A 25518-nucleotide genomic window follows, 5' to 3' on the forward strand; every position below is an offset into this window, starting at 1 on the left:
CCCATGCTGAAAAAAATCGCCTTCTTTGCCGGTTCCGTTCTGTTCGCTGCCAACCTGATGGCGGCCGAGCCGGCCAAGGCCCCTCAAGTGCTGATCTCCACCACCAACGGCGACATCGAAATCGAACTGGACCCGGTCAAGGCGCCGATCAGTACCAAAAATTTCCTGGCCTATGTCGACAAGGGCTTCTACACCAACACGATTTTCCACCGCGTGATTCCAGGTTTCATGGTCCAGGGCGGCGGGTTCACCCAGCAGATGTCGCAAAAGCCGACCGAAGCACCGATCAAGAACGAAGCCAGCAATGGCCTGCATAACGTGCGTGGCACGCTGTCGATGGCGCGCACCTCGAACCCGGATTCGGCCACCAGCCAGTTCTTTATCAACGTGGCGGACAATGCCTTCCTCGACCCAGGTCGCGATGCCGGTTATGCCGTGTTCGCCAAAGTGGTCAAGGGCATGGACGTGGTCGATATCATCGTCAACTCCCAGACCACCACCAAGCAAGGCATGCAGAACGTGCCTGTCGATCCTGTCCTGATCAAGTCGGCCAAGCGCATCGACTGAGGTCGGCAGGCAGCTCCGCACGCGGCTCACGAGGCCGCGTGCGCATTTGAAAGGAGAGCCCGTCCGGCGGGCGTCAACCCTAATGCTCTATCGTCGCTTTGAACAACTGATCGATATTTTCCGCGACGCGCCCAGCGCCGCCCCTCCCGATAAAGTCCTGCCCTTCTACCTCTACTACCTGCGCCAGGTGTGGCCATGTTTTGCCGCGCTGCTGGTGGTGGGCCTGATCGGCGCGTTGATCGAGGTTGCGCTGTTCAGCTACCTGAGCCGCATCATCGACCTGGCCCAAGGCACGCCGCCCGCCAACTTTTTCCAGGTGCACAGCACCGAGTTGATCTGGATGGCCGTGGTCGCCCTGCTGCTGCGCCCGATCTTCGGCGCCCTGCATGACCTGCTGGTGCACCAGACCATCAGCCCCGGCATGACCAGCCTGATTCGCTGGCAGAATCACAGCTACGTGCTCAAACAGAGCCTGAATTTCTTCCAGAACGACTTCGCCGGGCGCATCGCCCAGCGCATCATGCAAACCGGCAACTCCCTGCGCGACTCCGCCGTCGCAGCCGTGGACGCGATCTGGCACGTGGCGATCTATGCCATCAGTTCCCTGGTGCTGTTTGCCGAGGCCGACTGGCGCCTGATGATCCCGCTGGTGACCTGGATCGTCTGCTACAGCCTGACGCTGCGTTACTTCGTACCGCGGGTGAAGGAACGCTCGGTGATCTCCTCGGAAGCACGCTCCAAACTGATGGGGCGCATCGTCGACGGCTACACCAATATCACCACCTTGAAACTGTTTGCCCACACGCGCTATGAGCAGGAGTACGCCAAGGAAGCAATCATCGAGCAGACCGAAAAAACCCAACTGGCCAGCCGCCTGGTGACAGGTATGGACGTGGTGATCACCACCATGAACGGCCTGTTGATCGTCACCACCACCGGGCTGGCCCTGTGGCTGTGGACCCACTCACTGATTTCCGTGGGTGCGATCGCCCTGGCCACCGGCCTGGTGATCCGCATCGTCAACATGTCCGGCTGGATCATGTGGGTGGTCAACGGCATTTTCGAAAACATCGGCATGGTGCAGGACGGCCTCAAGACCATTGCCCAGCCGCTGGCGGTGGTCGACCGTGACAACGCCCCGCGCCTGACGGTGCCCCATGGCCAGGTTCGTTTTGAGCAGGTGGATTTCCACTACGGCAAGCAGAGCGGGATCATTGGCGGCTTGAACCTTGAGATCAAGGCCGGTGAAAAAATCGGCCTGATCGGCCCGTCGGGTGCAGGCAAGTCGACCCTGGTCAACCTGCTGCTGCGCCTGTACGACCTGCAGGGCGGGCGCATTTTGATCGATGGCCAGGACATCGCCGAGGTGGCCCAGGAATCCCTGCGCGAACACATCGGCATGATCACCCAGGACACTTCGCTGCTGCACCGCTCCATCCGTGACAACCTGCTGTACGGCAAACCCGACGCGACCGATGAGGAGCTGTGGGCCGCGGTGCACAAGGCGCGTGCCGATGAATTCATCCCGCTGCTGTCGGATGCCGAAGGCCGTACCGGACTGGATGCCCATGTGGGCGAACGTGGGGTGAAACTGTCCGGCGGGCAGCGTCAGCGCATCGCCATCGCACGGGTGCTGCTCAAAAATGCGCCGATCCTGATCATGGACGAGGCCACCTCAGCGCTGGACTCCGAAGTCGAAGCCGCGATCCAGGAAAGCCTGGAGACCTTGATGCAAGGCAAGACTGTGATTGCGATTGCCCACCGCTTGTCGACCATCGCCCGCATGGACCGCCTGGTGGTGCTGGAGAAAGGCCACATTGCCGAGAGCGGCAGCCACACCGAGTTGCTGGCCCACAAGGGCCTGTATTCACGGCTGTGGCAGCATCAAACGGGGGGCTTTGTCGGTATCGACTGAAGCCTGCATGCCATCAAAGGATCGGAGGGGCTTGCCCCTCCCACGCCTGATCGCCCGCGAACAGAGCGGCGAACCTTACACCTGCCGATACGGCAACGCCGCCTTCGCCTCTTCGGCATACGCCAGCACCCCCACGCGCTCGCGCTCGAGAAAATCCTCCACGGCCGTCTTGAGCCCCGGATGGCGCAGGTAGTGCCACGAACGGGTGATCACCGGCTCGAACCCGCGAATCAGCTTGTGCTCGCCCTGGGCTCCGGCGTCAAAACGTTGCAGGCCGTGGGCGATGGCGTAGTCCATGCCCTGATAGAAACAGGTTTCGAAATGCAGGCGGTCGAACTCCGCCAGGCAGCCCCAGTAGCGCCCATAGAAACTGTCGCCGCCGATCAGGCTGAAGGCCATGGCCACCGGCCGCGTACCTTGTTTGGCCAGCACTACGCGGATCGCCTCGGGCATGCGTTCGGCCAGCAGGCTGAAAAACGCGCGGGTCAGGTAGGGGGATTGGCGGCGTACCGCGTAGGTGTTGGCGTAGCACGCGTAGACAAAATCCCACTGCGCCTCGCTCAGCTCATGGCCCTCCAGCCACTGGAAGTCGATGCCCTGCCCCGCCACTTGCTCACGCTCTTTGCGCATCTGCTTGCGCTTGCGTGAACTCAGAGCGTCGAGGAAATCCTGGAAGTCGCGGTAGCCGCGGTTCTGCCAATGAAACTGGCAGCCCAGGCGCTGCATCCAACCGGGCTGGAGGGCCAGTGCCTGATCGGCCAATGCATCGGTGAAGTTGATATGGGCGCCGGAAAGCCCTTCGATTTCCAGGTAACCCGGCAGGCTGTTGAGCAATTCAAAGCCATCCTCGGCGCTGGCCGCCAACAGGCGCGGGCCGCTGACGGGGCTGAACGGAACGGCGGTGAGCAGTTTGGGGTAATAGTCGATGCCGGCCCGCGCACAGGCGTCCGCCCAACCATGGTCGAACACGTACTCTCCGTAGGAATGCCACTTGCGATAACCGGGCAGCGCCGCCACCAGCCGGTCACCCTCCCAGTGCAACAAATGCTCGGGCTGCCAGCCGGAATGCGGGCCCACGCTGGCGCTGTCTTCCAGCGCGCTCAAGAACGCATGCCGCACAAAGGGCTGGGCCTGTGGCACCAGTTGATCCCAGGTCTGCGGGGCAATTTCGGACAGGCTGATCAAACGTTGCAGCGGCATCGACATCCTCACTACTTCGGGGCAGAAAGCCTGGCGAGTATCGCTTATCGCCGCCCCCGGCACACCCTCAAATCCCGCGACACAGGGCTAAAGCAATAGTTCCGAACATGAAAAATTTGTCATGTACATGACATCACTTAGCCACTGCTCCGTCATAAACCATCGCGATACTGACGCCTGTTTTTAGAGCGCCAGGTTCTACCCGGCGGCTATTTTTTCCGTCCGTCATCGGTCGGTTGTGTCCTGGATGGTTTGCCATCCCTCCTCACTTTCGGAGATTGATATGCGTCTTGCTTCCACTAAAACTGCGGCGGTCCTGTGCGGCGGCCTGTTACTGGCCCTGAGCGTTCCGGCCAGCGCTGCAGTCGACGCTAAGTTGCTCGACATGCTCAAGGCCAACGGTCAAATCACCGCTTCGCAGTACACCGAACTGCAGAACGAGTTGGCCAAAGACCAGAAAGAACAGCAGATCGCACGGCAAGCTCAACAAGAGACCAACGAGCAGATCGCGGCCACCGCGAAAAAGACCAACGAACTGAGCAGCTTCGACCAGAAGCTGGCCTGGGCCGCCAAGACTCAGCTCAAGGGCGATGTACGTTTCCGCCAGGAAACCGTCAAGATCGACGGCACCCCCAACAACGGCGGCAAGGACAAGGACCGTCAGCGCATCCGTGCCCGCCTGGGCGCCTACACCGAAATCAACTCGCAAGTGGACAGCGGCATCCGTATCGCCACCGGCAGCAGCGAAGACGCCCGCTCCACCAACCAGGACCTGGATGGCTACTTCAACAAGAAGTCGCTGTGGCTGGACCTTGGCTACATCGACTATCACCCCGACCAGATCAAGAACCTGCACGTGATCGGCGGCAAGATGCTGCAACCGTGGGTCAGCATGGGCGATGTGATCTGGGATAGCGACATCAACCCGGAAGGCCTGGCCGTGACCTACAAATACCCACTGGGCGGCAGCGCCGAGCTGTTCGGCAGCCTGGGTAACTACAGCCTCAAGGACAACGTCAACGGCGAAGGCGTGCAATTTCGCAACGACCTGCGCATGACGGCCGGCCAGTTGGGCTCGCGCTTCGCGCTGACCGACAACCTGAAGTTGACCGTGGGCGGCAGCGTCTATGCCTTCAAGAACGACGAAGACAGCCGTTGCCCGAGCGCTGGCTCAACCCAATGCCTGACCCCGGCTGAAACCATCGCCAACACCACCGCCGGCAACGCCAGTGAATACCGTCTGTATGAAGGTTTCAGCCAAGTGGATATCGGCGGCCTGGCCGTGCCGTTGTCCTTCTACGGTCAATACGTGAAGAACAACGAAGCCACCGACAAAGACAAGGACACCGCCTGGTTGCTGGGTGCCAAGTCCAAGGTGTTTGGCTTCAACCTGGACTACAACTACCGTGACGTGCAGCGCTATGCCGTGGTCGGTGCCTTCACCGACTCCGACTTCGCCGGCGGCTTCACCGGCGCACGTGGCCACAAGTTCAAGGTCGGTTACGACATCGACAAGAACTTCGCCGTCGGCGCCACGTACTTCCTGACCAAAGCCGATTATGCCAGCGCCACGGGCTACCGCGACGCCAACGCCAACACCCTGCAGTTGGACGCAGAAGCCAAGTTCTGATTGTCAGTGTCATACGCCTCGGGCCAGGACGGCCCGAGGTGGTTGCAGCAGGTTTGCGCGGGAGGATCGATCCCCATCATCCGTTCGATCATCCCGCACACGTTGCCCTTATTCCCCGCCTCTACTGATCCTTGCGCCACTCGGCAGCCAGCCGTTGCGCCAGTGCATCAGCCTCCTTCACCGGCTCCTGCGGCATGATCCTCAGCGTCGCCTGCATCAGGCGCATCTGGCGGATGAACCGCCGACAGTTCGGGCAGAACATCAAGTGATGACGCATCAGCAAGCGCTCGCGAAAGCTCAATTGCCCGTCGAGGTAGTCACTGGAACGCGCCACTTGTTCTTTACAGGTCAGCATTCGCCCGTTTCCTCAAAATGCTCCACCGTGGCGAAGACTTTAAGCCGCGCTCGATGCAACAGCACACGGACATTGGAGAGCGACAGCGTCAGAAGATTACAGATCTCTTCCAGCTCCAGGCCCTGGCGCTCACGCAGCACCAGCACGCTGCTCTGCAATTCAGACAAACTTAGTAACGTATGTTCCAGGCATCTACGCAATTCATCTTCGGTCAGCAAAGCTTCCGGTGTGTCCTGGTGCCAGGCATACGGAGCAACGGCCCAATGACCGTCGTCAGGCGCGAAGCGATCATCACCAATAGTGCCGTGGGGCGATGGCAAATCATCGAGCAGTACCTCACGACGATTCTGCTTGTAGCGCCCTTTTGCGGCGTTGGCGGTGATGGTCAGCAACCAGGTCTTGAGACTGGAACGCCCTTCAAACCTGGCCAGGTTGCGCACCACCGACAGCCATGCGTCCTGCACCACTTCATCGGCATGACGCTGGCCGACGATCGCATAGGCCACCGCGCGCATGGCGCTCTGGTAGGTGGTGACCAACTCCTTGTAGGCCTGCTGCTCACCCTTGAGCAAGCGTTCAAGCAGGTGCGTATCGTCCGCTGCTGCCATTAAGACCTCGAGAGTGAATACGCAGGATCAACGCTTGCGCAGGATCACGCTGCCGATCGAATACCCGGCACCAAACGAGCTGAGCACGGCGACGGAGCCCTTGGGCAGATCATCCTGATAGGTGTGAAAGGCAATCACCGAGCCGGCCGAGCTGGTATTGGCGTACGTATCGAGAATCACCGGCGCTTCTTCCACCGTGGCTTCGCGGCCCAGCAATTTCTTCACGATCAGGTGGTTCATGCTCAGGTTGGCCTGGTGCAGCCAGAAGCGCTTGACGTCGGCCACGTCCAACTGGTTTTCCTGCAGGTGCACGCCGATCAGCTCGGCCACCATCGGGCATACGTCGCGGAAGACTTTGCGGCCTTCCTGCACGAACAGCTTGTCGGGGGCGCCGATGCCCTCTTCGGCCGCGCGGTTGAGGAAGCCGAAGTTGTTGCGGATGGTGTTCGAGAACTTGGTCAGCAGCTTGGTGCTCACCACCTCGAACTGATGCTCGGAAGTTGCCAGGTCGGCACGTTCGAGCACGACCGCCGTTGCCGCGTCACCAAAGATGAAGTGGCTGTCGCGGTCGCGGAAGTTCAGGTGGCCGGTGCAGACCTCCGGGTTGACCATCAGGATCGCCCGGGCCTGGCCAAGCTGGATGCTGTTGGCGGCGTTCTGGATGCCGAAGGTGGCCGAGGAACACGCCACGTTCATGTCAAAACCGAACCCGGCGATACCCAGGGCTTCCTGGACTTCGATAGCGATAGCCGGGTACGCGCGCTGCAGGTTGGAGCAGGCCACGATCACGCCGTCGATGTCGGCGGCGGTCTTGCCGGCGCGTTGCAGGGCCTGTTCGGCGGCGCCGATGGCCATCTGGCAGAGCACCGACCACTCGTCGTTGCTGCGCTCAGGCAGACGCGGGGTCATGCGCTGCGGGTCGAGAATGCCGTCCTTGTCCATCACAAAGCGGCTCTTGATGCCCGATGCCTTCTCGATAAAGGCCGCGCTGGACTCGGTCAGCGCCTGCACCTCACCGCGCTCGATGGCGTCAGCGTTGTCGCGGTTGAACTGTTGCACGTAGGTGTTGAAAGACTGCACCAGCTCTTCGTTGGAGATGCTGTTGGCAGGGGTGTAAAGGCCAGTACCACTGATGACGACGTTATGCACGGTCGTTCCTCTAGATCTGTCAGGCAGAAGATATTGGTACCGTCGTACCAAACTTTAAGTAGTTTTATTCCGCCTGGCGGACATCAAACTGGCAACGCTTTATTCCATCGCGCCACGGCTGCATACCAGCCCATCAAGGCGATTCCGGCATTTATGGTCGCGAAGTTTGCCACAAACCCAGGGATTTGGCGCCATATGCCGGATGAGCGAATTTCAATGTGAGGGGGGCTTGCTCCCCGATAGCGGTGTGTCAGGCCCAGATTGTGTAACTGATTCACCGCTATCACAGGCAAGCGCCCTCTCACAGTCGGTGCCGACTGTTCCTGCACACCGAGGAGGGATCAGGCCTCGACCAGCGTCCACTGCTTGCTCAAGCGCTTGTCGGAAATCGGCACCTTGGTGCCCAACTGCTGACCGAACAACGACACGCGGTACTCCTCCAACCACCAGCGATACAGCTCCAACTGAGGGTCGCGCTTGCCTTCCTGGGCGTGTTTTTTCAGGCGGTTCTGGTACTGCACCCACAGCCCACTAAGCTCACCGCTCCACACCCGGTCCTTTTGCACCTGGCTCGGCAGTTTCTCCAGGCGCAGTTCGATGGCCTTGAGATAGCGCGGCAGTTCCTTGAACCATTGCGCCGGGGTTTCCCGCACAAAACCCGGGTACACCAAGTGGTTCAGTTGCTGCTTGATGTCGTTGAGGGCCACGGCCTGGGCCAGGTCGATCTTGCCTTTGAAGCGCTTTTGCAGGCCGTGCCAGAGTTTCAGCACCTCCAGGGTCAAGCGCGCCAGGCGTTCGGCGTACTCGGTCCAACTGCCGCGCTTGCGCTCGGCCAACGCCGCCAGCCCCGCGCCGTCACGTGGCAGGCTGGTTTCGCCTTCAAGCACGCAGCTGTCGAGGCTGGCCAGCAGGATATCTTCCACCAGCGCGTCGATACGCCCCAGTTCGCGGTACATCAGGCCCAACTCGGTCAAGCCGGGCAATTTGCCGCGCAGGAATTTCGCCGGTTCCGCCAGTTGTTGCATGAGCAGCCGTTGCAAGGCGCGGCGATGCTGGAACTCGGCCTCGGCAGCGGTGGAGAACCGCCCTTCCTTGACCGTACCGCTTTCTTCCACCAGCGCCGGGTACACCGTCATCGACAACCCCGCAATCTGCTGCTGGGTCTTTTCGGCCACCGGCGCGAACGCCTTGGCTTGCACCGGTTGCTGGCTTTTCGCGGTCTGCGGCACGGCCAGGGCGGCCTGGCTGGCTTCGGCAAAGCGTGCCGTCAGTTCAGCCAGGTCACGGCCTTCGCCGAGGAACTTGCCCTGGCCGTCGACCACTTCCAGGTTCATCTTCAGATGGTTTTCCACCTGCTGCGCCGCCTCGGCCCAGGCTTCATCGCTGACCCGCGCGCCGGTCATGCGCAGCAATTCGCGGCCCAGCGCGTGGGGCAGCGAACCCTGGGCGAATTCGATGCGCTGCAGCGCTGCCTTGACGAAGTCCGGTACCGGCACGAAGTTTTTGCGCAGGGCCTTGGGCAGGTTGCGCACCAGGGCGATGCACTTGGCTTCGATCACTCCCGGCACCAACCATTCCAGGCGCTCCGGCGGCAGGGCCGGCAGCAATGGCGCCGGTACGCGCAGGGTCACGCCATCGCGCGGATGGTTGGGTTCAAAGTGGTAGCTCAAGGCCAGGGCCAGGTCGCCCAGGTGCAAGGTATCTGGATAGTGCGCGGCGGTAACTTCACTGGCCTCGCGGGCCAGCACGTCTTCCTCGCGCATGATCAACAGGTGCGGGTCTTTCTGGCTGTTGACCTTGTACCAGCTGTCGAAGGTGGCGGTCTGGTGGATCTCCGCCGGCAAGCGCGCATCGTAGAAGGCGTACAGGGTTTCTTCGTCGGCCAGGATGTCGCGACGGCGCGCCTTGGCTTCAAGTTCGTCGAGCTGTTCGAGCAATTGCTGGTTGGCGGTGAGGCACTTGGCACGGGACTGAATCTCACCGCGCACCAGGCCTTCACGGATAAACAACTCGCGCGACACCACCGGGTCGATCGGCCCGTAATGCACCGGCCGACGGCCCACCACAATCAGCCCGAACAGGGTGATCTGTTCAAACGCCACCACTTGCCCGCGCTTTTTCTCCCAGTGCGGCTCGAAGTGGTTTTTCTTGATCAGGTGCCCCGCCAGCGGCTCGATCCAGTCGGCGTCGATCTTGGCCACCATGCGCGCATACAGCTTGGTGGTTTCCACCAGTTCGGCGGTCATCAGCCATTGCGGGCGCTTCTTGCCGATACCCGAAGAGGGGTGAATCCAGAAACGCCGCTGGCGGGCACCGAGGTAATCGCCGTCTTCGGTCTTCTGGCCGATCTGACTGAGCAGGCCCACCAGCACCGCCTTGTGCAGTTTGGGGTAGTCGGCCGGTTCTTTATTGAGGGTCAGCTGCATGTCGCGGCAGATCAGGCTCAACTGGCGATGGGAATCCCGCCACTCGCGCAGGCGCAGGTAGTTGAGGAAATGCTTGCGGCACCAGTTGCGCAGCGGGCTGGCGGTGAGCGCCTGGCGCTGTTCTTCAAAGCCACGCCACAGGTTGACCAGCCCGGCGAAGTCCGAATCCGGGTCCTTCCACTGGGCGTGGGCCTGGTCGGCGGCCTGCTGGCGTTCCGGCGGGCGCTCGCGCGGGTCCTGGATCGACATGGCGCTGGCGACAATCAGCACTTCCTGCAAGCTGCCCAGCTTGGCGGCTTCGAGCAGCATGCGGCCCATGCGCGGGTCCACCGGCAGGCGTGCCAACTGGCGACCCAGCGGCGTGAGCTGGCTGTTGCGGTCCACCGCCGAGAGTTCCTGCAGCAGGTTGAACCCGTCGCTGATGGCCTTGCCGTCCGGCGGCTCGATAAACGGGAAATCGGTGATCTCGCCCAGGCGCAGGTGCAGCATCTGCAGGATCACCGCGGCGAGGTTGGTGCGCAGGATCTCCGGGTCGGTAAATTCCGGGCGTCCGATGAAATCTTCTTCGCTGTACAGGCGGATGCAGATGCCCGGCTCGACCCGGCCGCAGCGGCCTTTACGCTGGTTGGCGCTGGCCTGGGAAATCGCCTCGATCGGCAGGCGCTGCACCTTGGCGCGGTAGCTGTAGCGGCTGATGCGCGCGGTGCCGCTGTCGATCACATAACGGATGCCCGGCACGGTGAGCGAGGTTTCCGCGACGTTGGTCGCCAGCACCACACGGCGGCCCGGGTGGGACTGGAAAATCCGCTGCTGCTCGGCCGGTGACAAACGCGCGTACAGCGGCAGAATTTCGGTGTGCTTGAGCTGGGCCTTGCGCAGCATATCGGCGGCATCGCGAATCTCGCGCTCGCCCGGCAAAAACACCAGCACATCGCCGGGACTGCGCCGCTCGCTGCGCTCATGGGCGGCGATTTCATCGAGGGTGGCGAGGATCGCCTGGTCGACGGTCAAGTCGTCCTCGACGCGGTTGCCCTCCTCGTCCTGCTCCAGGGTCAGCGGGCGGTACCAAGTGTCCACCGGGAAGGTACGGCCCGAGACCTCGACAATCGGCGCATCGTCGAAGTGCTTGGAAAAGCGCTCAAGATCGATGGTGGCCGACGTGATGATGACTTTAAGGTCCGGACGCCGCGGCAGCAGGGTCTTCAAGTAGCCCAGCAGAAAGTCGATGTTCAGGCTGCGTTCGTGGGCTTCGTCGACGATGATCGTGTCGTAGCGTTCCAGGTAGCGGTCGTTCTGGGTTTCCGCCAGCAGGATACCGTCGGTCATCAGCTTGATCAGGGTGTTGGAGTCGCTCTGGTCCTCGAACCGCACCTGATAGCCGACCAGCGCGCCCAAGGGCGTGGCAAGCTCTTCGGCCACGCGGCTGGCGACGCTGCGCGCGGCAATCCGGCGGGGCTGGGTATGACCGATGAGGCCGTACTGGCCACGCCCGATCTCCAGGCAGATTTTCGGCAATTGCGTGGTTTTACCCGAGCCGGTTTCGCCGGCAATAATCAGCACCTGATGCTTTTGCAGCGCCTCTTTGATCTCGTCGCGCTTGGCCGCGATCGGCAAGCTGTCGTCGTAGCGGATCACCGGCAGGCTGGCGCGCCGCGCCGTGACCTGGGCGCACGACGCTTGCATACGCGCGACCCACTGCGCCAGCTTCTGCTCATCGGGCTTCTTGCGCAGCTCAAGCAACTGCCGGCGCAAGCGGTGGCGGTCGGCGAGCATGGCGTGATCGAGGTTTTTGAGCAGTTGGTCGATAGCGGGCGCTTGGTCAGTCATCAGGTACTTACGAGGGCGTCTGTTTATGCACGGCCCGCGATTGTGGCAGAAAAGCAGTGGCTAGCGGCAAGCTTCAAGCGGCAAGGAAGAGCAAAACCGCTTTTACTTGCAGCTTGTCGCTTACCGCTTAGCGCTGCTCTTTTCTGCGATACGGGAACACATCGATCACCTTGCCGGCGCGAATCGCGTCCTGCAGGCCTTTCCAGTAGTCGGCGTTGTACAACTCGCCGTGCAGTTCGTCGAACAGCTTGCGCTGGCTGGCGTCGGCGAACAGGAACGGCGGAAATTCTTCGGGGAACACGTCCAGCGGGCCGATGGAGTACCAGGGCTCGGAGGCCATTTCATCCTCGGGGGTACGCGGCGCGGGAATGTGGCGGAAATTGGCTTCGGTGAGGAAACAGATTTCGTCGTAGTCGTAGAACACCACACGGCCGTGACGAGTGACGCCGAAGTTTTTCAGCAGCATGTCGCCGGGAAAGATATTCGCCGCCGCCAGTTGCTTGATGGCCAGGCCGTAGTCCTCCAGGGCTTCGCGCACCTGGGCGGGGTTGGCGTGCTCGAGATACAGGTTGAGCGGGGTCATGCGCCGTTCGGTCCAGCAGTGGCGGATCAACACCGTGTCGCCCTCCACTTCGACCGTGCCGGCGGCCACCTCAAGCAGCTCGGCCAGGCACTCGGGCTCAAATTTGCTCAAGGGGAACCGGAAGTCGGCGAACTCCTGGGTATCGGCCATGCGCCCCACGCGGTCGACGCTTTTAACCAAGCGGTACTTCTCGATCACCGTGGCGCGGTTGACGTTCTTCGACGGCGAAAAGCGGTCTTTGATGATCTTGAACACCGTGTTGAAGCCCGGCAGGGTAAACACGCTCATGACCATGCCGCGTACGCCGGGGGCCATGATGAATTGATCGTCGGTGGTGGCCAGGTGGTTGATCAACGCACGGTAGAACTCCGACTTGCCGTGCTTGTAGAAACCGATGGAGGTGTACAGCTCGGCAATGTGCTTGCCCGGCAGGATGCGCTTGAGAAAGCCGATGAATTCCGCCGGCACCGGCACATCGACCATGAAGTAGGAGCGGGTGAACGAAAAGATGATCGACACGTCGGCTTCGTCGGTGATCAGCGCATCTATCTGGATGCCCTGCCCTTCGCGGTGCAGCAACGGAATCACCAGCGGCCATTGTTCATCACGGGTGTAGATGCGCCCGACCAGGTACGCGCCTTTGTTGCGGTAGAGCACCGAGGAAAACAGCTCGACCTTGAGGTCCGGGTCCTTGCAGACCCAGTCCGGCAGGTTTTCCCGCAGTTGCGCTTCCAGGCGCAGCAGGTCGGCGGCAAGGTCGGCGTAAGGCTCACTGAAGCGGTAGTCCGCGAACACCTGCGCGAGCATCTCGGGCAGGTTGCCGGCCGGCGTGTAGGTGCGGGTTTGCGCGGCCCGCGCGCGACGCAGGCTGGGCCGGGTGGTGTGGATGAACATGCAGCCGTCGCTGATCAGGTCATGGCTGAACAGGCCGCAAAAGATCGAGTTGTACCAGGTCTCGGACAGTTCATCGTCAAAACGCAGGTCGATCAGGCCGATGTAGGCGCTTTTCACCAGCGGCCACAGGTCGATGTCCAGCAGGTCGGCCTCATCGAAACGGGCGCGCAGGCCGCTGATCACCGCGAAGACTTTCTCTTCATACAGGTTGATCCGCGCCGCCGATGCCGCCTGGCCCTGTTGCCACTGGGCCTTTTCGAAACGCTCACGGGCGCCATCGGTGATCTGGCGAAAGTGCTCGCGATAATCATCGAAGCCATCGAGGATCGTGCGGGCAATCGCGGCGGCGGGCGTGGGTTGCGACATGCGGGAAACCTCGGGCGGGCATCTGGAAGCCCTGAGCTTAGCCAGTGTATGGAGCGAGGAGAAGGGGCACTTTGGGCGCGTCGTTGTACAACTTTGTGTACTTCGTAGATTTATTTTCGGTTTTTGCAAGCTGACCATATGGTCAGTTAACACACCATGACGCCGCATTGAGTTCTCGCCGCAAGCCTGCAAAGCCGCGGTCTGGCACCGCGGCCCTGGAAACTCCGAGGGGTTTCAGAGCTGGCTACGAGCCATCATTTTGGATCCAACTAAGGGAAACCCTGATTACCACGTTGATGGCACTTTGATATACAGCGCGCCCTCTCCCTGCCTGACTAGGTCATAAGACCGATCCGGGAACAGGTTCTACTTGCCCAAGGAGCATTGAAATGTCGTTGAGGAACATGCGGATCGGCTTGCGCGCCAGTCTTAGTTTTGGCGTGCTGGCCGGCCTGCTGGTGATTGTCGGTTTGTTTGGCCTGGGCCAGATGGCCAAGCTGCGTGAAAGCGCACTGGTGATCGAGGCTGCGTGGATGCCCAGCATCGAGAACATCCACGACAGCGCAGCCTATGTGGCCAGCATCCGCCTGGAAGCCTTGCGCCTGGCGACCACCGATGAGTCGCGGGTACGTGACAACAGCAAAAACCAGATCACCCACCTGCGCAGCGAGCTGCAAACCCTGCTCGATCGCCACGAAACCGTGCTGAACAATGACGAAGAGCGCCAGATGCTCGCCGAGGTGAAAACCAACGTCGCCGATTACCTGACCATCGTGGGCCAGATGATTGCGCTGGTGGACAAGGATCGGCAGCAGGACGCCATTGACCTGCTGACCAACCGCCTCGCACCGCAGGGCACGCTCCTCGGCCAGAGCCTGGAAAAACTGATTGTGTTTAACCAGAACGGCGTCGACGTCGCCACCGAGGCCGCCGCGCAGGTGTATACGCGCGCGCAGTGGGTGGTCGGCCTGATCATCGTCTTCGCACTGATCGCCACCCTGTTGCTGGCCTGGCTGCTCACGCGCAGCATCACCGCCCCCATTGGCCAGGCACTGCGCGTGGCGCGCAACATCGCCGCCGGCGACCTGAGCCAGCCGATCGTAGTGCACGGCCACGACGAAGCGGCGCAACTGCTGACCGCACTGGCCACTATGCAGGTGCAGTTGCACAGCACAATCCGCGGCATCAGCGACTCGGCGCAGCAGTTGGCCTCGGCCGCCGAAGAAATGAGTTCGGTGATGGAACAAAGCACCCGTGGTCTGCAGGCGCAGAACGATGAAATCGAACAGGCTGCCACGGCGGTCAACCAGATGAGCGCGGCCGTGGACGAGGTGGCGGGCAACGCGGTGTCCAGCGCCGAAGCCTCCCAGGCCTCGGATGAAGACAGCAAGCACGGGCATTATCAGATCAGCGAAACCATCAGCTCGATCCAAAACCTGGTGGACGAGGTGCTCGGCGCCTCGACCAAGGCCGAAGGCTTGGCCGCACAGTCCCAGGACATCAGCAAGGTGCTGGAGGTGATACGTGGTATTGCCGGCCAGACCAACCTGCTGGCGCTCAACGCGGCAATCGAAGCCGCACGTGCCGGTGAAGCTGGACGCGGCTTTGCGGTGGTCGCCGATGAAGTGCGTTCGCTGGCCCAGCGCACCCAGGACTCCACCGAAGAAATCGAACAGATGATCACCGGCATCCAGCAAGGCACCCAGGACACCGTCGATGCGCTCACCAGCAGCGCCGAACACGCCGGCCAGACCCTGCAACGGGCCAACAGCGCCGGCAGCGCCCTGGAAAAAATCACTGCGGCCATTTCCCAGATCAGCCAGCGCAACCTGGTCATCGCCAGCGCCGCCGAGCAACAGGCCCTGGTGGCGCGCGAGGTGGACCGCAGCCTGGTGAACATTCGCGACCTGTCCACCCAGACCGCCGCCGGCGCCGCCCAAACCTCAGCCGCCAGCCAGGAACTGTCGCGCCTGGCGGTGGACCTCAACGGTTTGGTGACGCGGTTTGTCGTGTAATCAGTGATTGTGTCGCGCAGGCCGCTGGGCAACACTCGCCGCCTTATTGATGCTGGAGCGTTGCGTGAGACCTGTCGACACCCTCTACCTGCTGGGGCTGGCTGCCATTTGGGGCGCCAGCTTTCTGTTCATGCGCATCATCGCGCCGGAGATCGGCACCGTGCCGACCGCGTTTTTCCGCGTGTCGATTGCCGCCGTCGGGTTGCTGGTGATGCTGGCGGTGATGCGCGTGAAATGGGACTTCCAGGGCAAGTTCAAGACGGTCCTGTTGCTGGGGGTGATCAACTCCGGGATTCCCGCGACCATGTACTCGGTGGCGGCCCAAGTGCTGCCGGCCGGTTACTCGGCGATCTTCAATGCCACCACGCCGCTGATGGGGGTGTTGATCGGCGGGCTGTTTTTCAGCGAACGCCTGACCCCGTCGAAAATCGCCGGGGTGTGCCTGGGCCTGTTCGGCGTCGGCGTGCTGACCCGTGCCGGGCCGGTGGCGTTTGACCTGGAGTTATTGATGGGTGCGCTGGCCTGCCTGCTGGCGACCACCTGCTATGGCTTTGCCGGCTTCCTCGCCCGACGTTGGCTGGATCAACGCGGCGGCCTGGACAGCCGCCTGTCGGCCCTGGGCAGCATGCTCGGCGCGACGCTGTTTTTGCTGCCGCTGTTTGCCTACAGCGCCATCAGCCATCCGCCCGCAAGCTGGGGTGGCTGGCAAGTGTGGACGTCGCTGCTGGGGTTGGGGCTGGTGTGCACGGCGTTTGCCTACGTGTTGTACTTCCGCTTGCTCACGGCCATCGGGCCGGTGAGATCGATGACCACCACGTTCCTGATCCCGCCGTTCGGCGTGCTGTGGGGCGCGTTGCTATTGGATGAGCCGTTGTCGATGGCGCATGTGTATGGCGGGATGTTGATTGGCGGGGCGTTGTGGTTGGTGTTGCGGCCGGGGAAAGTGACCAAGGCACTCTAGGCAGGTTTCATGTGGGTGCACAGGGGCGGCAGCTATAATCGCGCCCAGATTTTTCAAAGGATTCTCCCAATGATCGCATTGCCCTGGCTGTACCTGGCGCTTCTTTCCATTGGCTACGTACTGGCGCTGGTTTACGGGCAATTGGGCCTGCTCGCCGTGGTGTCCGTGGCGCTGTTGCTGATCGCCGGGTATGCCGTGCGCCGGCAACACACGCCATGGGCGCGCTACCTGGGCCATGGGTTGTTTATCGTATTGGCCCTGGGCCTGGCGATGCACTGGCTGCCGGGGTTCTACAACGGGCGCGGGATCGCCCCGCAGCGTTTCACGCCCGACGCCGTGCCGTTCTCGATGTATTTGAATCAGGACAAGCCGCTGATCGGCTTCTGGCTGTTGCTGGCCTGCCCGTGGATCGTTGCGCGGCGCGGCCTGCGCCTGTCGATCTGCGTCACAGCGCTGGCGCTGGCCCTCACCGCCATCGCCGCCCTGGGCGGCGCCGCGTTGCTGGGGGTGATCAGTTGGGCGCCGAAATGGCCGGACCAGGCCTGGCTGTGGGTGCTCAATAACCTGTTATTGGTCACCCTGGTGGAAGAAGCGCTGTTCCGTGGCTACATTCAAGGCGGCTTGAGCCGACGCTTCAAACACCTGCCCTATGGCGACAACGTTGCGCTGCTATTGGCTTCCTTGCTGTTCGGCCTGGTGCACCTGGGCGCGGGCTGGCACTGGGTGCTGCTGGCGAGCATTGCCGGGGTCGGCTACGGGTTCGCCTATCGCTTTGGTGGGCTGGGGGCGGCGGTTGCCACGCACTTCGGCTTGAATCTGCTGCACTTCGGGCTGTTTACCTACCCGATGCTGGCGGGTTGATCCCTCTGGTCCAGGGATCAGCCGGTCGATTGTTGCAAAAATAAGTTAAATAACCCCCTCTTCCGGCCGATACCCACTGAAAGCCTTGCGGATTGAACAATCATGCGTAATAACCAACCCGTTACCCAGCGCGAACGTACCTTCCCCGCTCAGCAACGGTTGATCTCCACCACAGATGCCAAAGGCGTGATCACCTACTGCAACGACGCGTTCGTCGAGATCAGTGGGTACACCCGTGATGAACTGCTGCGCGCCCCGCACAACCTGGTACGTCACCCGGATGTGCCGGCGGCTGTATTCGGGCATATGTGGTCGACGCTCAAACAAGGCTTGCCATGGATGGGCATTGTCAAGAACCGCTGCAAGACGGGCGATCACTACTGGGTTAATGCCTATGTGACGCCGGTCTTCGATGGCAATCAGGTGGTCGGCTACGAATCGGTGCGCATCAAGCCCACCGCCGAGCAGATCCGCCGGGCCGAAGCGCTCTACCAACGCATCAACCGGGGCAAGTCGGCCGTTCCTCAGCGGGACAAGTGGCTGCCAGTGTTGCAGGACTGGCTGCCGTTTATCCTGATCAGCCAGTTGAGCTTCATGATCGGCGCCTCGCTCAATTCCCACTGGGGTTTTGCCCTGGCTGCGGGGTTGTCGGTGCCGTTGGGCCTGCTGGGCCTGACCTGGCAACAGCGCGGCCTCAAGCGCCTGCTGCGCCTGGCCGAGCAGACCACCTCCGACCCGTTGATCGCGCAGATGTACACCGACAGCCGTGGCGCCCAGGCGCGCCTGGAGATGTCGATCCTCAGCCAGGAAGCGCGCCTGAAGACGTGTCTGACGCGCTTGCAGGACACTGCCGAGCACCTCAACGACCAGGCCGCACAGTCCAACACCCTGGCGCACAACAGCTCCAGCGGCCTGGAACGCCAGCGTGTCGAAACCGAGCAGGTGGCCACGGCGGTCAACCAGATGGCGGCGACGACTCAGGAAGTCGCCAGCCATGTGCAACGCACCGCCGATGCAACCCAGGAGGCCAATCGCTTGACCGGTCGCGGCCGCGATATCGCCGGCGAAACCCGCGAGGCGATTCAGCGGCTGTCGGTGGCGGTTGGCGAGACAGGCGTGACCGTCACCCAATTGGCCAAGGACAGCGACGAGATCGGCGGCGTAGTCGACGTAATCAAAGGCATTGCCGACCAGACCAACCTGCTGGCGCTGAACGCCGCCATTGAAGCGGCCCGTGCCGGTGAAATGGGCCGTGGCTTTGCGGTGGTGGCGGACGAGGTTCGCCAGTTGGCGCAGCGCACCGCCGAATCGACCGGGCAGATCCACGCCTTGATCGCCAAGCTGCAGCAAACCGCCGCCGCCGCCGTGCAAACCATGGACGCCGGGCATCGCCAGGCCGAAGAAGGTGTGGCGCGGGTGATGGAAGCGGATCAGGCGCTGGTCGGCATCAGCGAAGCGGTGGCGCACATCACCGACATGACCTCCCAGATCGCCGCCGCGACCGAAGAACAAAGCTCGGTGGCCGAAGAGATCAGCCGCAACATCAGCACCATTGCGCTGTTGGCCGATCAGACATCGGAGCAGGCCCTGAACTCGGCGCAGTTGAGTGAAGAGCTGACGCATACCGCCAATACCCAGTACTCGCTGGTGGAGCGGTTTAACCGCTAAAGCGCTTTGGCGATCAAGCCCGCGCCTGCATTCGACCCCATCCTTAGGGATGTTCACGGTCGAACGCGGGCGCGGGCTTGCTCGCGACGAGGCCTTAACAGGCGCCGAGAAACTTCGCCACTGCCACCGCCGCAGCCTCCAGATGCTGCTCATGCGTGAACCCGGACGCCTTCAACGGCTTCAAGTCATGATCCCCCGCCACCAGCCACATCACCTCGATGCTCGGCGACAATCCATAGCCTTGCACCGCCGCCCGGTTGCCTAGCGCATCGCGCTCGCCCTGTACGATCAACGTCGGCGTCTTCAGCCCGGCCAAATGCTCGACCCGTGGTTTTTCCGGTTTGCCCACCGCATAGAACGGATAGCCCAGGCAAACCAGCCCATCAGCCTCCAGCTCATCCGCTAACAGGCTGGCCATGCGCCCGCCCATGGACTTGCCACCGATGGCCAGTTTTCCAGCGACATGGCGTCGCACCTCGGCATACACCTCACGCCAGGCATCGAGCAGTTTCGGCGCGGGATTTGGCGGACGTTTACCGCCATCCAGCCGGCGCTGGGCCATGTAGGGAAACTCGAAGCGCAACACGTTCACGCCATGCCCGGCAAGGCGTACAGCCATGTCGTTCATGAAAGATGAGTCCATCGGCGCACCGGCGCCGTGGGCCAGGATCAACGTCGGCGCTGCGCTCGCAGGCGTGCCCGAGGCGACCTCCCACAACCAGCCATGTTGCCGTACACACTGCGCCCATTGATCCCCGTCAATACTGGCCTTGTGCTCTTTGCCCATGCTTGCCTCGCTATTTAGTCTGCCTATAACTCCAGCCCAAGTGCCGCACTTGCTTGGGTTGAACCGTGGATGGGGAACCATGAACACAACTTTAAGTACCGCCTATAACTACAAGGTGGTCCGCCAATTCGCCATTATGACGGTGGTGTGGGGCATCGTCGGCATGGGGCTCGGGGTTTTTCTCGCCGCCCAATTGGTTTGGCCCGCGCTCAACTTCGATTTGCCCTGGACCAGCTTCGGCCGCTTGCGCCCGCTGCACACCAACGCGGTGATCTTCGCCTTTGGCGGCTGTGCGTTGTTCGCCAGCTCGTTCTACTCGGTGCAGCGCACCTGCCAGACCCAATTGTTCGCGCCGAAAATCGCCGCGTTCTGCTTCTGGGGCTGGCAGTTGGTGATTCTGCTGGCGGCGATCACCTTGCCGCTGGGCTACACCAGCTCCAAGGAATACGCCGAGCTGGAATGGCCGATCGACATCCTGATCACCATTGTCTGGGTGGCCTACGCCATCGTGTTCTTCGGCACGGTGATGAAGCGCAACACCAAGCACATCTACGTCGGCAACTGGTTCTTCGGTGCGTTCATCATCACCGTGGCCATCCTGCATATCGTCAATAACCTGGAAATCCCGGTCAGCCTGACCAAGTCCTACTCGCTGTACGGCGGTGCGACGGATGCCATGGTGCAATGGTGGTATGGGCACAACGCGGTAGGCTTTTTCCTCACGGCGGGCTTTCTGGGGATGATGTACTACTTCGTACCCAAGCAGGCTGAGCGTCCGGTGTATTCCTATCGCTTGTCCATCGTGCACTTCTGGGCGCTGATCACCCTGTACATCTGGGCCGGTCCCCACCACTTGCACTACACCGCGCTGCCGGATTGGGCACAGTCGCTGGGCATGGTGATGTCGCTGGTCCTGCTGGCGCCAAGCTGGGGCGGCATGATCAACGGCATGATGACCCTGTCGGGCGCCTGGCATAAGTTGCGCAGCGACCCGATCCTGCGCTTTTTGGTGGTGTCCCTGGCGTTCTACGGTATGTCGACCTTTGAAGGTCCGATGATGGCGATCAAGACCGTCAACGCCCTCTCCCACTACACCGACTGGACCATCGGCCACGTACACGCCGGGGCTTTGGGTTGGGTGGCGATGATTTCCATCGGCGCGCTGTACCACATGATCCCGAAAATCTTCGGTCGCGAGCAGATGTACAGCCTCGGCCTGATCAACGCGCACTTCTGGCTGGCCACCATCGGCACCGTGCTCTACATCGCCTCGATGTGGGTCAACGGCATTGCCCAGGGCCTGATGTGGCGCGCGATCAACGAAGACGGCACCTTGACCTACTCCTTCGTCGAAACCCTGGTGGCCAGCCACCCTGGCTTCATCGTGCGGCTGGTGGGCGGTGCGGTGTTCCTCAGCGGCATGTTCCTGATGGCTTACAACACGTGGCGCACCGTGCGTTCGGCACAGCCTGTCGAAGCCGCCACCGCCACGCAGATGGCCTGAGGAGTCAGTGATGAAACACGAAACGATTGAAAAGAACGTCGGCATCCTGATGCTGCTGATGGTACTTGCCGTGAGTATCGGCGGCCTGACCCAGATCGTCCCGCTGTTCTTCCAGGACGTCACCAACAAGCCGGTCGAAGGCATGAAGCCCTACACCGCGCTGCAACTGGAAGGCCGCGACATCTACATCCGCGAAGGGTGCGTGCAGTGCCACTCGCAGATGGTCCGTCCGTTCCGCGCCGAAACCGAGCGTTACGGCCACTACTCGGTCGCCGGTGAAAGCGTGTGGGACCACCCGTTCCTGTGGGGCTCCAAGCGTACCGGTCCGGACCTGGCCCGCGTCGGCGCGCGCTACTCGGACGACTGGCACCGCGCGCACTTGTACAACCCGCGCAACGTGGTGCCGGAGTCGAAAATGCCGGCCTACCCCTGGTTGGTCACCGCCGCCGTCGACAGCAGCCACACCGAGAACAAGCTGAAGGTGATGCGCACCCTGGGTGTGCCCTACACCGACGACGACATCAGTGGCGCCGTTGCCAGCCTCAAAGGCAAGACCGAGATGGACGCGCTGGTCTCGTACCTGCAAGTGCTCGGCACTGCCATCAAGAGCAAGAGGTGAGCCATGGGATTTGAATTCGATGCGGGCACCATCCGCGGCCTTGGCACGCTGGTCGTCGCCATCGCCTTTATCGGCCTGTCGCTGTGGGTGTTCAACAACCGCCGCAATGCGGAATTCGAGCAGGCACGCCTGCTGCCGTTTGCCGATGAACCTTCTCCATCCGACGCTCAAGAAGAGCCTGCAATAAGGAGCACTCGGCCATGACCCTATTTTGGAGTACATGGATCTGCGTACTGACCCTCGGCAGCCTGATCGGCCTGACCTGGCTGTTGATCGGCACCCGCAAGGGCGAGACCAAAGGCAGCGTCGACCAGACCATGGGTCACGCTTTCGACGGTATCGAGGAGTACGACAACCCGCTGCCCCAGTGGTGGTTCATGCTGTTCGCCGGCACCCTGGTGTTTGCCGTCGGCTACCTGATCCTCTACCCGGGCCTGGGCAACTGGAAAGGCGTGTTGCCGGGCTATGAGAACGGCTGGACCTCGGCCAAGGAGTGGGACAAGGAAATGGCCCGCGCCGACACCAAGTTCGGGCCGATCTTCGCCAAATTCTCGGCCATGCCGGTGGAAGAAGTCGCCAAAGACCCACAAGCGCTGAAAATGGGTGGCCGTCTGTTCGCCTCCAACTGCGCGGTGTGCCATGGCTCGGATGCCAAGGGCGCGTACGGCTTCCCCAACCTGGCGGACAACATCTGGCGCTGGGGCGGTTCTGCCGACGCGATCAAAACCACCATCATGAACGGTCGCCACGCGGCAATGCCGGCCTGGGGTGAGATGTTGGGTGACGACGGTGTAAGAAACGTTGCCGCTTATGTGCGTCACGACCTGGCCAAGCTGCCACTGCCGGCCGACAGCACCGCCGACCTGGCCGCTGGCCAAGCCGCTTTCAACACCACTTGCGTGGCGTGCCACGGCCCACAAGGCCAGGGGATGGAAGCCATGGGCGCGCCGAACCTGACGCTGCCCGGCGGTTACATCTACGGCACCAGCCTCGCGCAGTTGCAGCAGACCATCCGCCACGGCCGCCAGGGCCAGATGCCTGCGCAGGATGTGCTGCAAGGCAACGACAAAGTGCACCTGCTGGCGGCTTACGTGTATAGCCTGTCCCATCAATAGCGGCAGGTGAGCTGGAAGTTTTAAGCGTCAAGCTGCAAGAGAAGAGCGCCCAACTTGGATCTTGCAGCCGTTTTTCTTGCGGCTTGCAACGTGCCGCTGATGACTGCCGCCCCGCGGCAGTTCGTCACACCCCTCCAAAGCACAACTTTCCCCCCCTGCCATTCGGGTCTACGCTTGCTGCACAGCGGACCGGTTATGACGCACGCAACGGCTGTCGTTGCGACGCCATAAAATTCCTGTCCACTCGATCAGCTTTCGATTTCGGATTTTGTCCTTACACCAAACATGGAAAGGGCGCAGAATCTGGCGTGGAACGCATTGATCCAGGTCAGCCATTGCGTTGCAATGGCCCCTCGCTTTCTACATACTTGCGGCCGATTTTTACCTATAAAAAAACCTAAACCGTGGAACCTTAGAATGAGCACAGCAATCAGTCCGACTGCTTATAACTATAAGGTAGTCCGCCAGTTCGCCATCATGACGGTGGTCTGGGGGATCCTTGGCATGGGGCTCGGGGTGTTCATCGCCTCGCAACTGGTTTGGCCGGAATTGAATTTCGACCTGCCCTGGACGACCTTCGGCCGTCTGCGCCCGCTGCACACCAACCTTGTGATCTTCGCCTTCGGCGGATGCGCACTGTTTGCCACCTCCTACTATGTCGTGCAACGCACCTGTCAGACGCGACTGATCTCCGACGGCCTCGCCGCCTTTACCTTCTGGGGTTGGCAAGCGGTCATCGTCGGCGCCATCGTCAGCCTGCCGCTGGGCTACACCACCACCAAGGAATACGCCGAACTGGAATGGCCGATCGCCATTTTGCTGGCGATCGTCTGGGTGACCTACGGTGCGGTGTTCTTTGGCACCATCGTCAAGCGCAAGACCAAGCACATCTATGTGGGCAACTGGTTCTACGGGGCTTTTATCGTAGTTACGGCGATGCTGCACATCGTCAACCACGCCTCTCTGCCGGTCAGCCTGTTCAAGTCGTACTCGGCCTACTCCGGCGCGACGGACGCGATGATTCAGTGGTGGTACGGGCATAACGCCGTAGGGTTTTTCCTGACCACCGGTTTCCTGGGGATGATGTACTACTTCGTGCCCAAACAGGCCGAACGTCCTATTTACTCGTATCGCCTGTCCATCGTGCACTTTTGGGCACTGATCACCCTGTACATCTGGGCCGGTCCTCACCACTTGCACTACACCGCATTGCCCGACTGGGCCCAGTCCCTGGGCATGGCGATGTCGATCATCCTGCTGGCGCCGAGTTGGGGGGGCATGATCAACGGCATGATGACCCTGTCGGGCGCCTGGCATAAGTTGCGCACCGACCCGATCCTGCGCTTCCTCGTGGTGTCCCTGGCGTTCTACGGCATGTCGACCTTCGAAGGGCCGATGATGGCGATCAAGACCGTCAACTCGCTGTCCCACTACACCGACTGGACCATCGGCCACGTACACGCCGGTGCGCTGGGTTGGGTGGCGATGATCTCCATCGGCGCCCTGTACCACATGATCCCCAAGCTGTTCGGCCGTGCGCAGATGCACAGCGTCGGGCTGATCAACACGCACTTCTGGCTGGCGACCATCGGTACCGTGCTCTACATCGCGTCGATGTGGGTCAACGGCATCACCCAAGGCCTGATGTGGCGTGCGATCAACAATGACGGCACCCTCACCTACTCCTTCGTAGAAGCGCTGCAGGCCAGCCACCCGGGCTACATCGTTCGCGCCCTGGGCGGTGCGTTCTTTGCCACCGGCATGCTGTTCATGGCCTACAACGTCTGGCGCACCGTGCGTGCCTCGGACCCAGCGCAGGCTGAAGCCGCCGCTCAGATCGCCGTTGTGGGAGCTCACTGATGAAGCATGAAGTAGTCGAGAAGAACATCGGCCTGCTGGCCTTCTTCATGGTCATCGCCGTGAGTATCGGCGGCCTGACCCAGATCGTTCCGCTGTTTTTCCAGGACGTCACCAACAAGCCGGTCGAAGGCATGAAACCGCGCACCGCTCTGGAACTGGAAGGCCGCGACGTCTACATCGCCAACGGTTGTGTCGGCTGCCATTCGCAGATGATCCGTCCGTTCCGCGCCGAAACCGAACGCTACGGCCACTACTCGGTCGCCGGTGAAAGCGTGTGGGACCACCCGTTCCTGTGGGGTTCCAAGCGTACCGGGCCGGACCTGGCCCGTGTGGGCGGTCGTTACTCCGATGACTGGCAGCGTGCGCATTTGTACAACCCGCGCAACGTGGTGCCCGAATCGAAAATGCCGGCGTACCCGTTCCTCGTGGAAAACAAGCTCGACGGCAAGGACACCGCGAAGAAGATGGAAGTCTTGCGCACCCTGGGCGTGCCCTACACCGACGAAGACATCGCCGGTGCAGCCGCAGCCGTGAAGGGCAAGACCGAAATGGACGCATTGGTGGCCTACCTGCAAGGCCTTGGCACCATCATCAAAAGCAAACGGTGA

The 25518-nt window shown here is 61.8% G+C and carries 20 protein-coding genes; 13 read left to right on the forward strand and 7 right to left on the reverse strand.

The genetic code is table 11. From position 1 onward, the window contains the following. Positions 1–3 precede the first annotated feature (3 nt). Together KZX66_RS07685 and KZX66_RS07690 are read left to right on the forward strand one after the other, a co-directional pair. Complete coding sequence (locus tag KZX66_RS07685; protein WP_248078042.1) at positions 4–567, forward strand: peptidylprolyl isomerase; 564 nt, start codon at positions 4–6, stop codon at positions 565–567. Positions 568–649: 82 nt separating this feature from the next. Beyond that, a complete protein-coding gene (locus KZX66_RS07690) occupies positions 650–2482 on the forward strand; it encodes an ABC transporter ATP-binding protein (protein WP_248078043.1) in 1833 nt (610 codons plus the stop codon). Positions 2483–2557: 75 nt separating this feature from the next. On the opposite strand, the gene KZX66_RS07695 is transcribed toward KZX66_RS07690, so the two are convergent. After that, positions 2558–3682 carry a GNAT family N-acetyltransferase gene (locus KZX66_RS07695; RefSeq protein ID WP_248078044.1) on the reverse strand — a complete coding sequence of 375 codons (1125 nt, stop codon included), beginning with the start codon at positions 3680–3682 and terminating at the stop codon, positions 2558–2560. A 283-nt stretch (positions 3683–3965) separates the two neighbouring features. Here KZX66_RS07695 and KZX66_RS07700 point away from each other — a divergent pair, with 283 nt between their 5' ends. Then, positions 3966–5312 (forward strand): putative porin, encoded by a 1347-nt coding sequence (locus KZX66_RS07700; RefSeq protein ID WP_248078045.1) that lies wholly within the window; start codon positions 3966–3968, stop codon positions 5310–5312. A 121-nt stretch (positions 5313–5433) separates the two neighbouring features. On the opposite strand, the gene KZX66_RS07705 is transcribed toward KZX66_RS07700, so the two are convergent. The 5 genes from KZX66_RS07705 to aceK all read right to left on the reverse strand — a co-directional run bounded on the left by KZX66_RS07705 (position 5434) and on the right by aceK (position 13520). Then, positions 5434–5667, reverse strand: coding sequence for a zf-HC2 domain-containing protein (locus KZX66_RS07705; protein ID WP_248078046.1), 234 nt, complete (start codon positions 5665–5667; stop codon positions 5434–5436). Next, positions 5661–6275, reverse strand: coding sequence for an RNA polymerase sigma factor (locus KZX66_RS07710; protein WP_248078047.1), 615 nt, complete (start codon positions 6273–6275; stop codon positions 5661–5663). The genes KZX66_RS07705 and KZX66_RS07710 overlap by 7 nt, the downstream gene beginning before the upstream one ends. Before the next feature lie 27 nt (positions 6276–6302). Continuing rightward, positions 6303–7424, reverse strand: a complete 1122-nt coding sequence (locus KZX66_RS07715) for a beta-ketoacyl-ACP synthase III (RefSeq protein ID WP_248078048.1) — start codon at positions 7422–7424, stop codon at positions 6303–6305. Between the two features lie 341 nt (positions 7425–7765). Next, positions 7766–11677, reverse strand: a complete 3912-nt coding sequence (hrpA, locus tag KZX66_RS07720) for an ATP-dependent RNA helicase HrpA (RefSeq protein ID WP_248078049.1) — start codon at positions 11675–11677, stop codon at positions 7766–7768. A 127-nt stretch (positions 11678–11804) separates the two neighbouring features. Continuing rightward, a complete protein-coding gene (gene aceK / locus KZX66_RS07725; protein WP_248078050.1) occupies positions 11805–13520 on the reverse strand; it encodes a bifunctional isocitrate dehydrogenase kinase/phosphatase in 1716 nt (571 codons plus the stop codon). A gap of 389 nt (positions 13521–13909) precedes the next feature. Between aceK and KZX66_RS07730 the strand changes: the two genes are divergently transcribed. From KZX66_RS07730 to KZX66_RS07745, 4 genes are all read left to right on the forward strand, one after another. Then, positions 13910–15535: a methyl-accepting chemotaxis protein gene (locus tag KZX66_RS07730; RefSeq protein ID WP_248078051.1), complete on the forward strand. Its 1626-nt coding sequence runs from the start codon at positions 13910–13912 to the stop codon at positions 15533–15535. Positions 15536–15599: 64 nt separating this feature from the next. Next, positions 15600–16496: a DMT family transporter gene (locus KZX66_RS07735; RefSeq protein ID WP_248078053.1), complete on the forward strand. Its 897-nt coding sequence runs from the start codon at positions 15600–15602 to the stop codon at positions 16494–16496. Between the two features lie 69 nt (positions 16497–16565). Continuing rightward, positions 16566–17357, forward strand: coding sequence for a CPBP family intramembrane glutamic endopeptidase (locus KZX66_RS07740; RefSeq protein WP_248078055.1), 792 nt, complete (start codon positions 16566–16568; stop codon positions 17355–17357). A 102-nt stretch (positions 17358–17459) separates the two neighbouring features. After that, on the forward strand, positions 17460–19025 hold the full coding sequence (locus KZX66_RS07745) for a PAS domain-containing methyl-accepting chemotaxis protein (protein WP_248078057.1): 1566 nt from the start codon (positions 17460–17462) through the stop codon (positions 19023–19025). A gap of 94 nt (positions 19026–19119) precedes the next feature. Here the strand turns inward: KZX66_RS07745 and KZX66_RS07750 are convergent, their stop codons facing one another. Continuing rightward, positions 19120–19812 (reverse strand): alpha/beta family hydrolase, encoded by a 693-nt coding sequence (locus tag KZX66_RS07750; RefSeq protein ID WP_248078059.1) that lies wholly within the window; start codon positions 19810–19812, stop codon positions 19120–19122. Positions 19813–19891: 79 nt separating this feature from the next. On the opposite strand from KZX66_RS07750, the gene ccoN (KZX66_RS07755) reads away from it, so the two are divergent. From ccoN (KZX66_RS07755) to ccoO (KZX66_RS07780), 6 genes are all read left to right on the forward strand, one after another. Then, positions 19892–21316 (forward strand): cytochrome-c oxidase, cbb3-type subunit I, encoded by a 1425-nt coding sequence (gene ccoN / locus KZX66_RS07755; RefSeq protein ID WP_248078061.1) that lies wholly within the window; start codon positions 19892–19894, stop codon positions 21314–21316. Positions 21317–21326: 10 nt separating this feature from the next. Further along, positions 21327–21935 (forward strand): cytochrome-c oxidase, cbb3-type subunit II, encoded by a 609-nt coding sequence (ccoO, locus tag KZX66_RS07760; protein WP_248078064.1) that lies wholly within the window; start codon positions 21327–21329, stop codon positions 21933–21935. Positions 21936–21938: 3 nt separating this feature from the next. After that, positions 21939–22139: a cbb3-type cytochrome c oxidase subunit 3 gene (locus KZX66_RS07765; protein ID WP_010208563.1), complete on the forward strand. Its 201-nt coding sequence runs from the start codon at positions 21939–21941 to the stop codon at positions 22137–22139. Next, on the forward strand, positions 22136–23050 hold the full coding sequence (gene ccoP / locus KZX66_RS07770) for a cytochrome-c oxidase, cbb3-type subunit III (RefSeq protein WP_248078066.1): 915 nt from the start codon (positions 22136–22138) through the stop codon (positions 23048–23050). The genes KZX66_RS07765 and ccoP overlap by 4 nt, the downstream gene beginning before the upstream one ends. Before the next feature lie 417 nt (positions 23051–23467). Next, a complete protein-coding gene (gene ccoN, locus KZX66_RS07775; RefSeq protein WP_248078068.1) occupies positions 23468–24910 on the forward strand; it encodes a cytochrome-c oxidase, cbb3-type subunit I in 1443 nt (480 codons plus the stop codon). Continuing rightward, positions 24910–25518: a cytochrome-c oxidase, cbb3-type subunit II gene (gene ccoO, locus KZX66_RS07780; protein ID WP_003193167.1), complete on the forward strand. Its 609-nt coding sequence runs from the start codon at positions 24910–24912 to the stop codon at positions 25516–25518. Before ccoN (KZX66_RS07775) ends, ccoO (KZX66_RS07780) begins: the two co-directional genes overlap by 1 nt.

This window comes from Pseudomonas sp. EYE_354, from assembly GCF_023148575.1.
Classification (GTDB): Bacteria; Pseudomonadota; Gammaproteobacteria; order Pseudomonadales; family Pseudomonadaceae; genus Aquipseudomonas.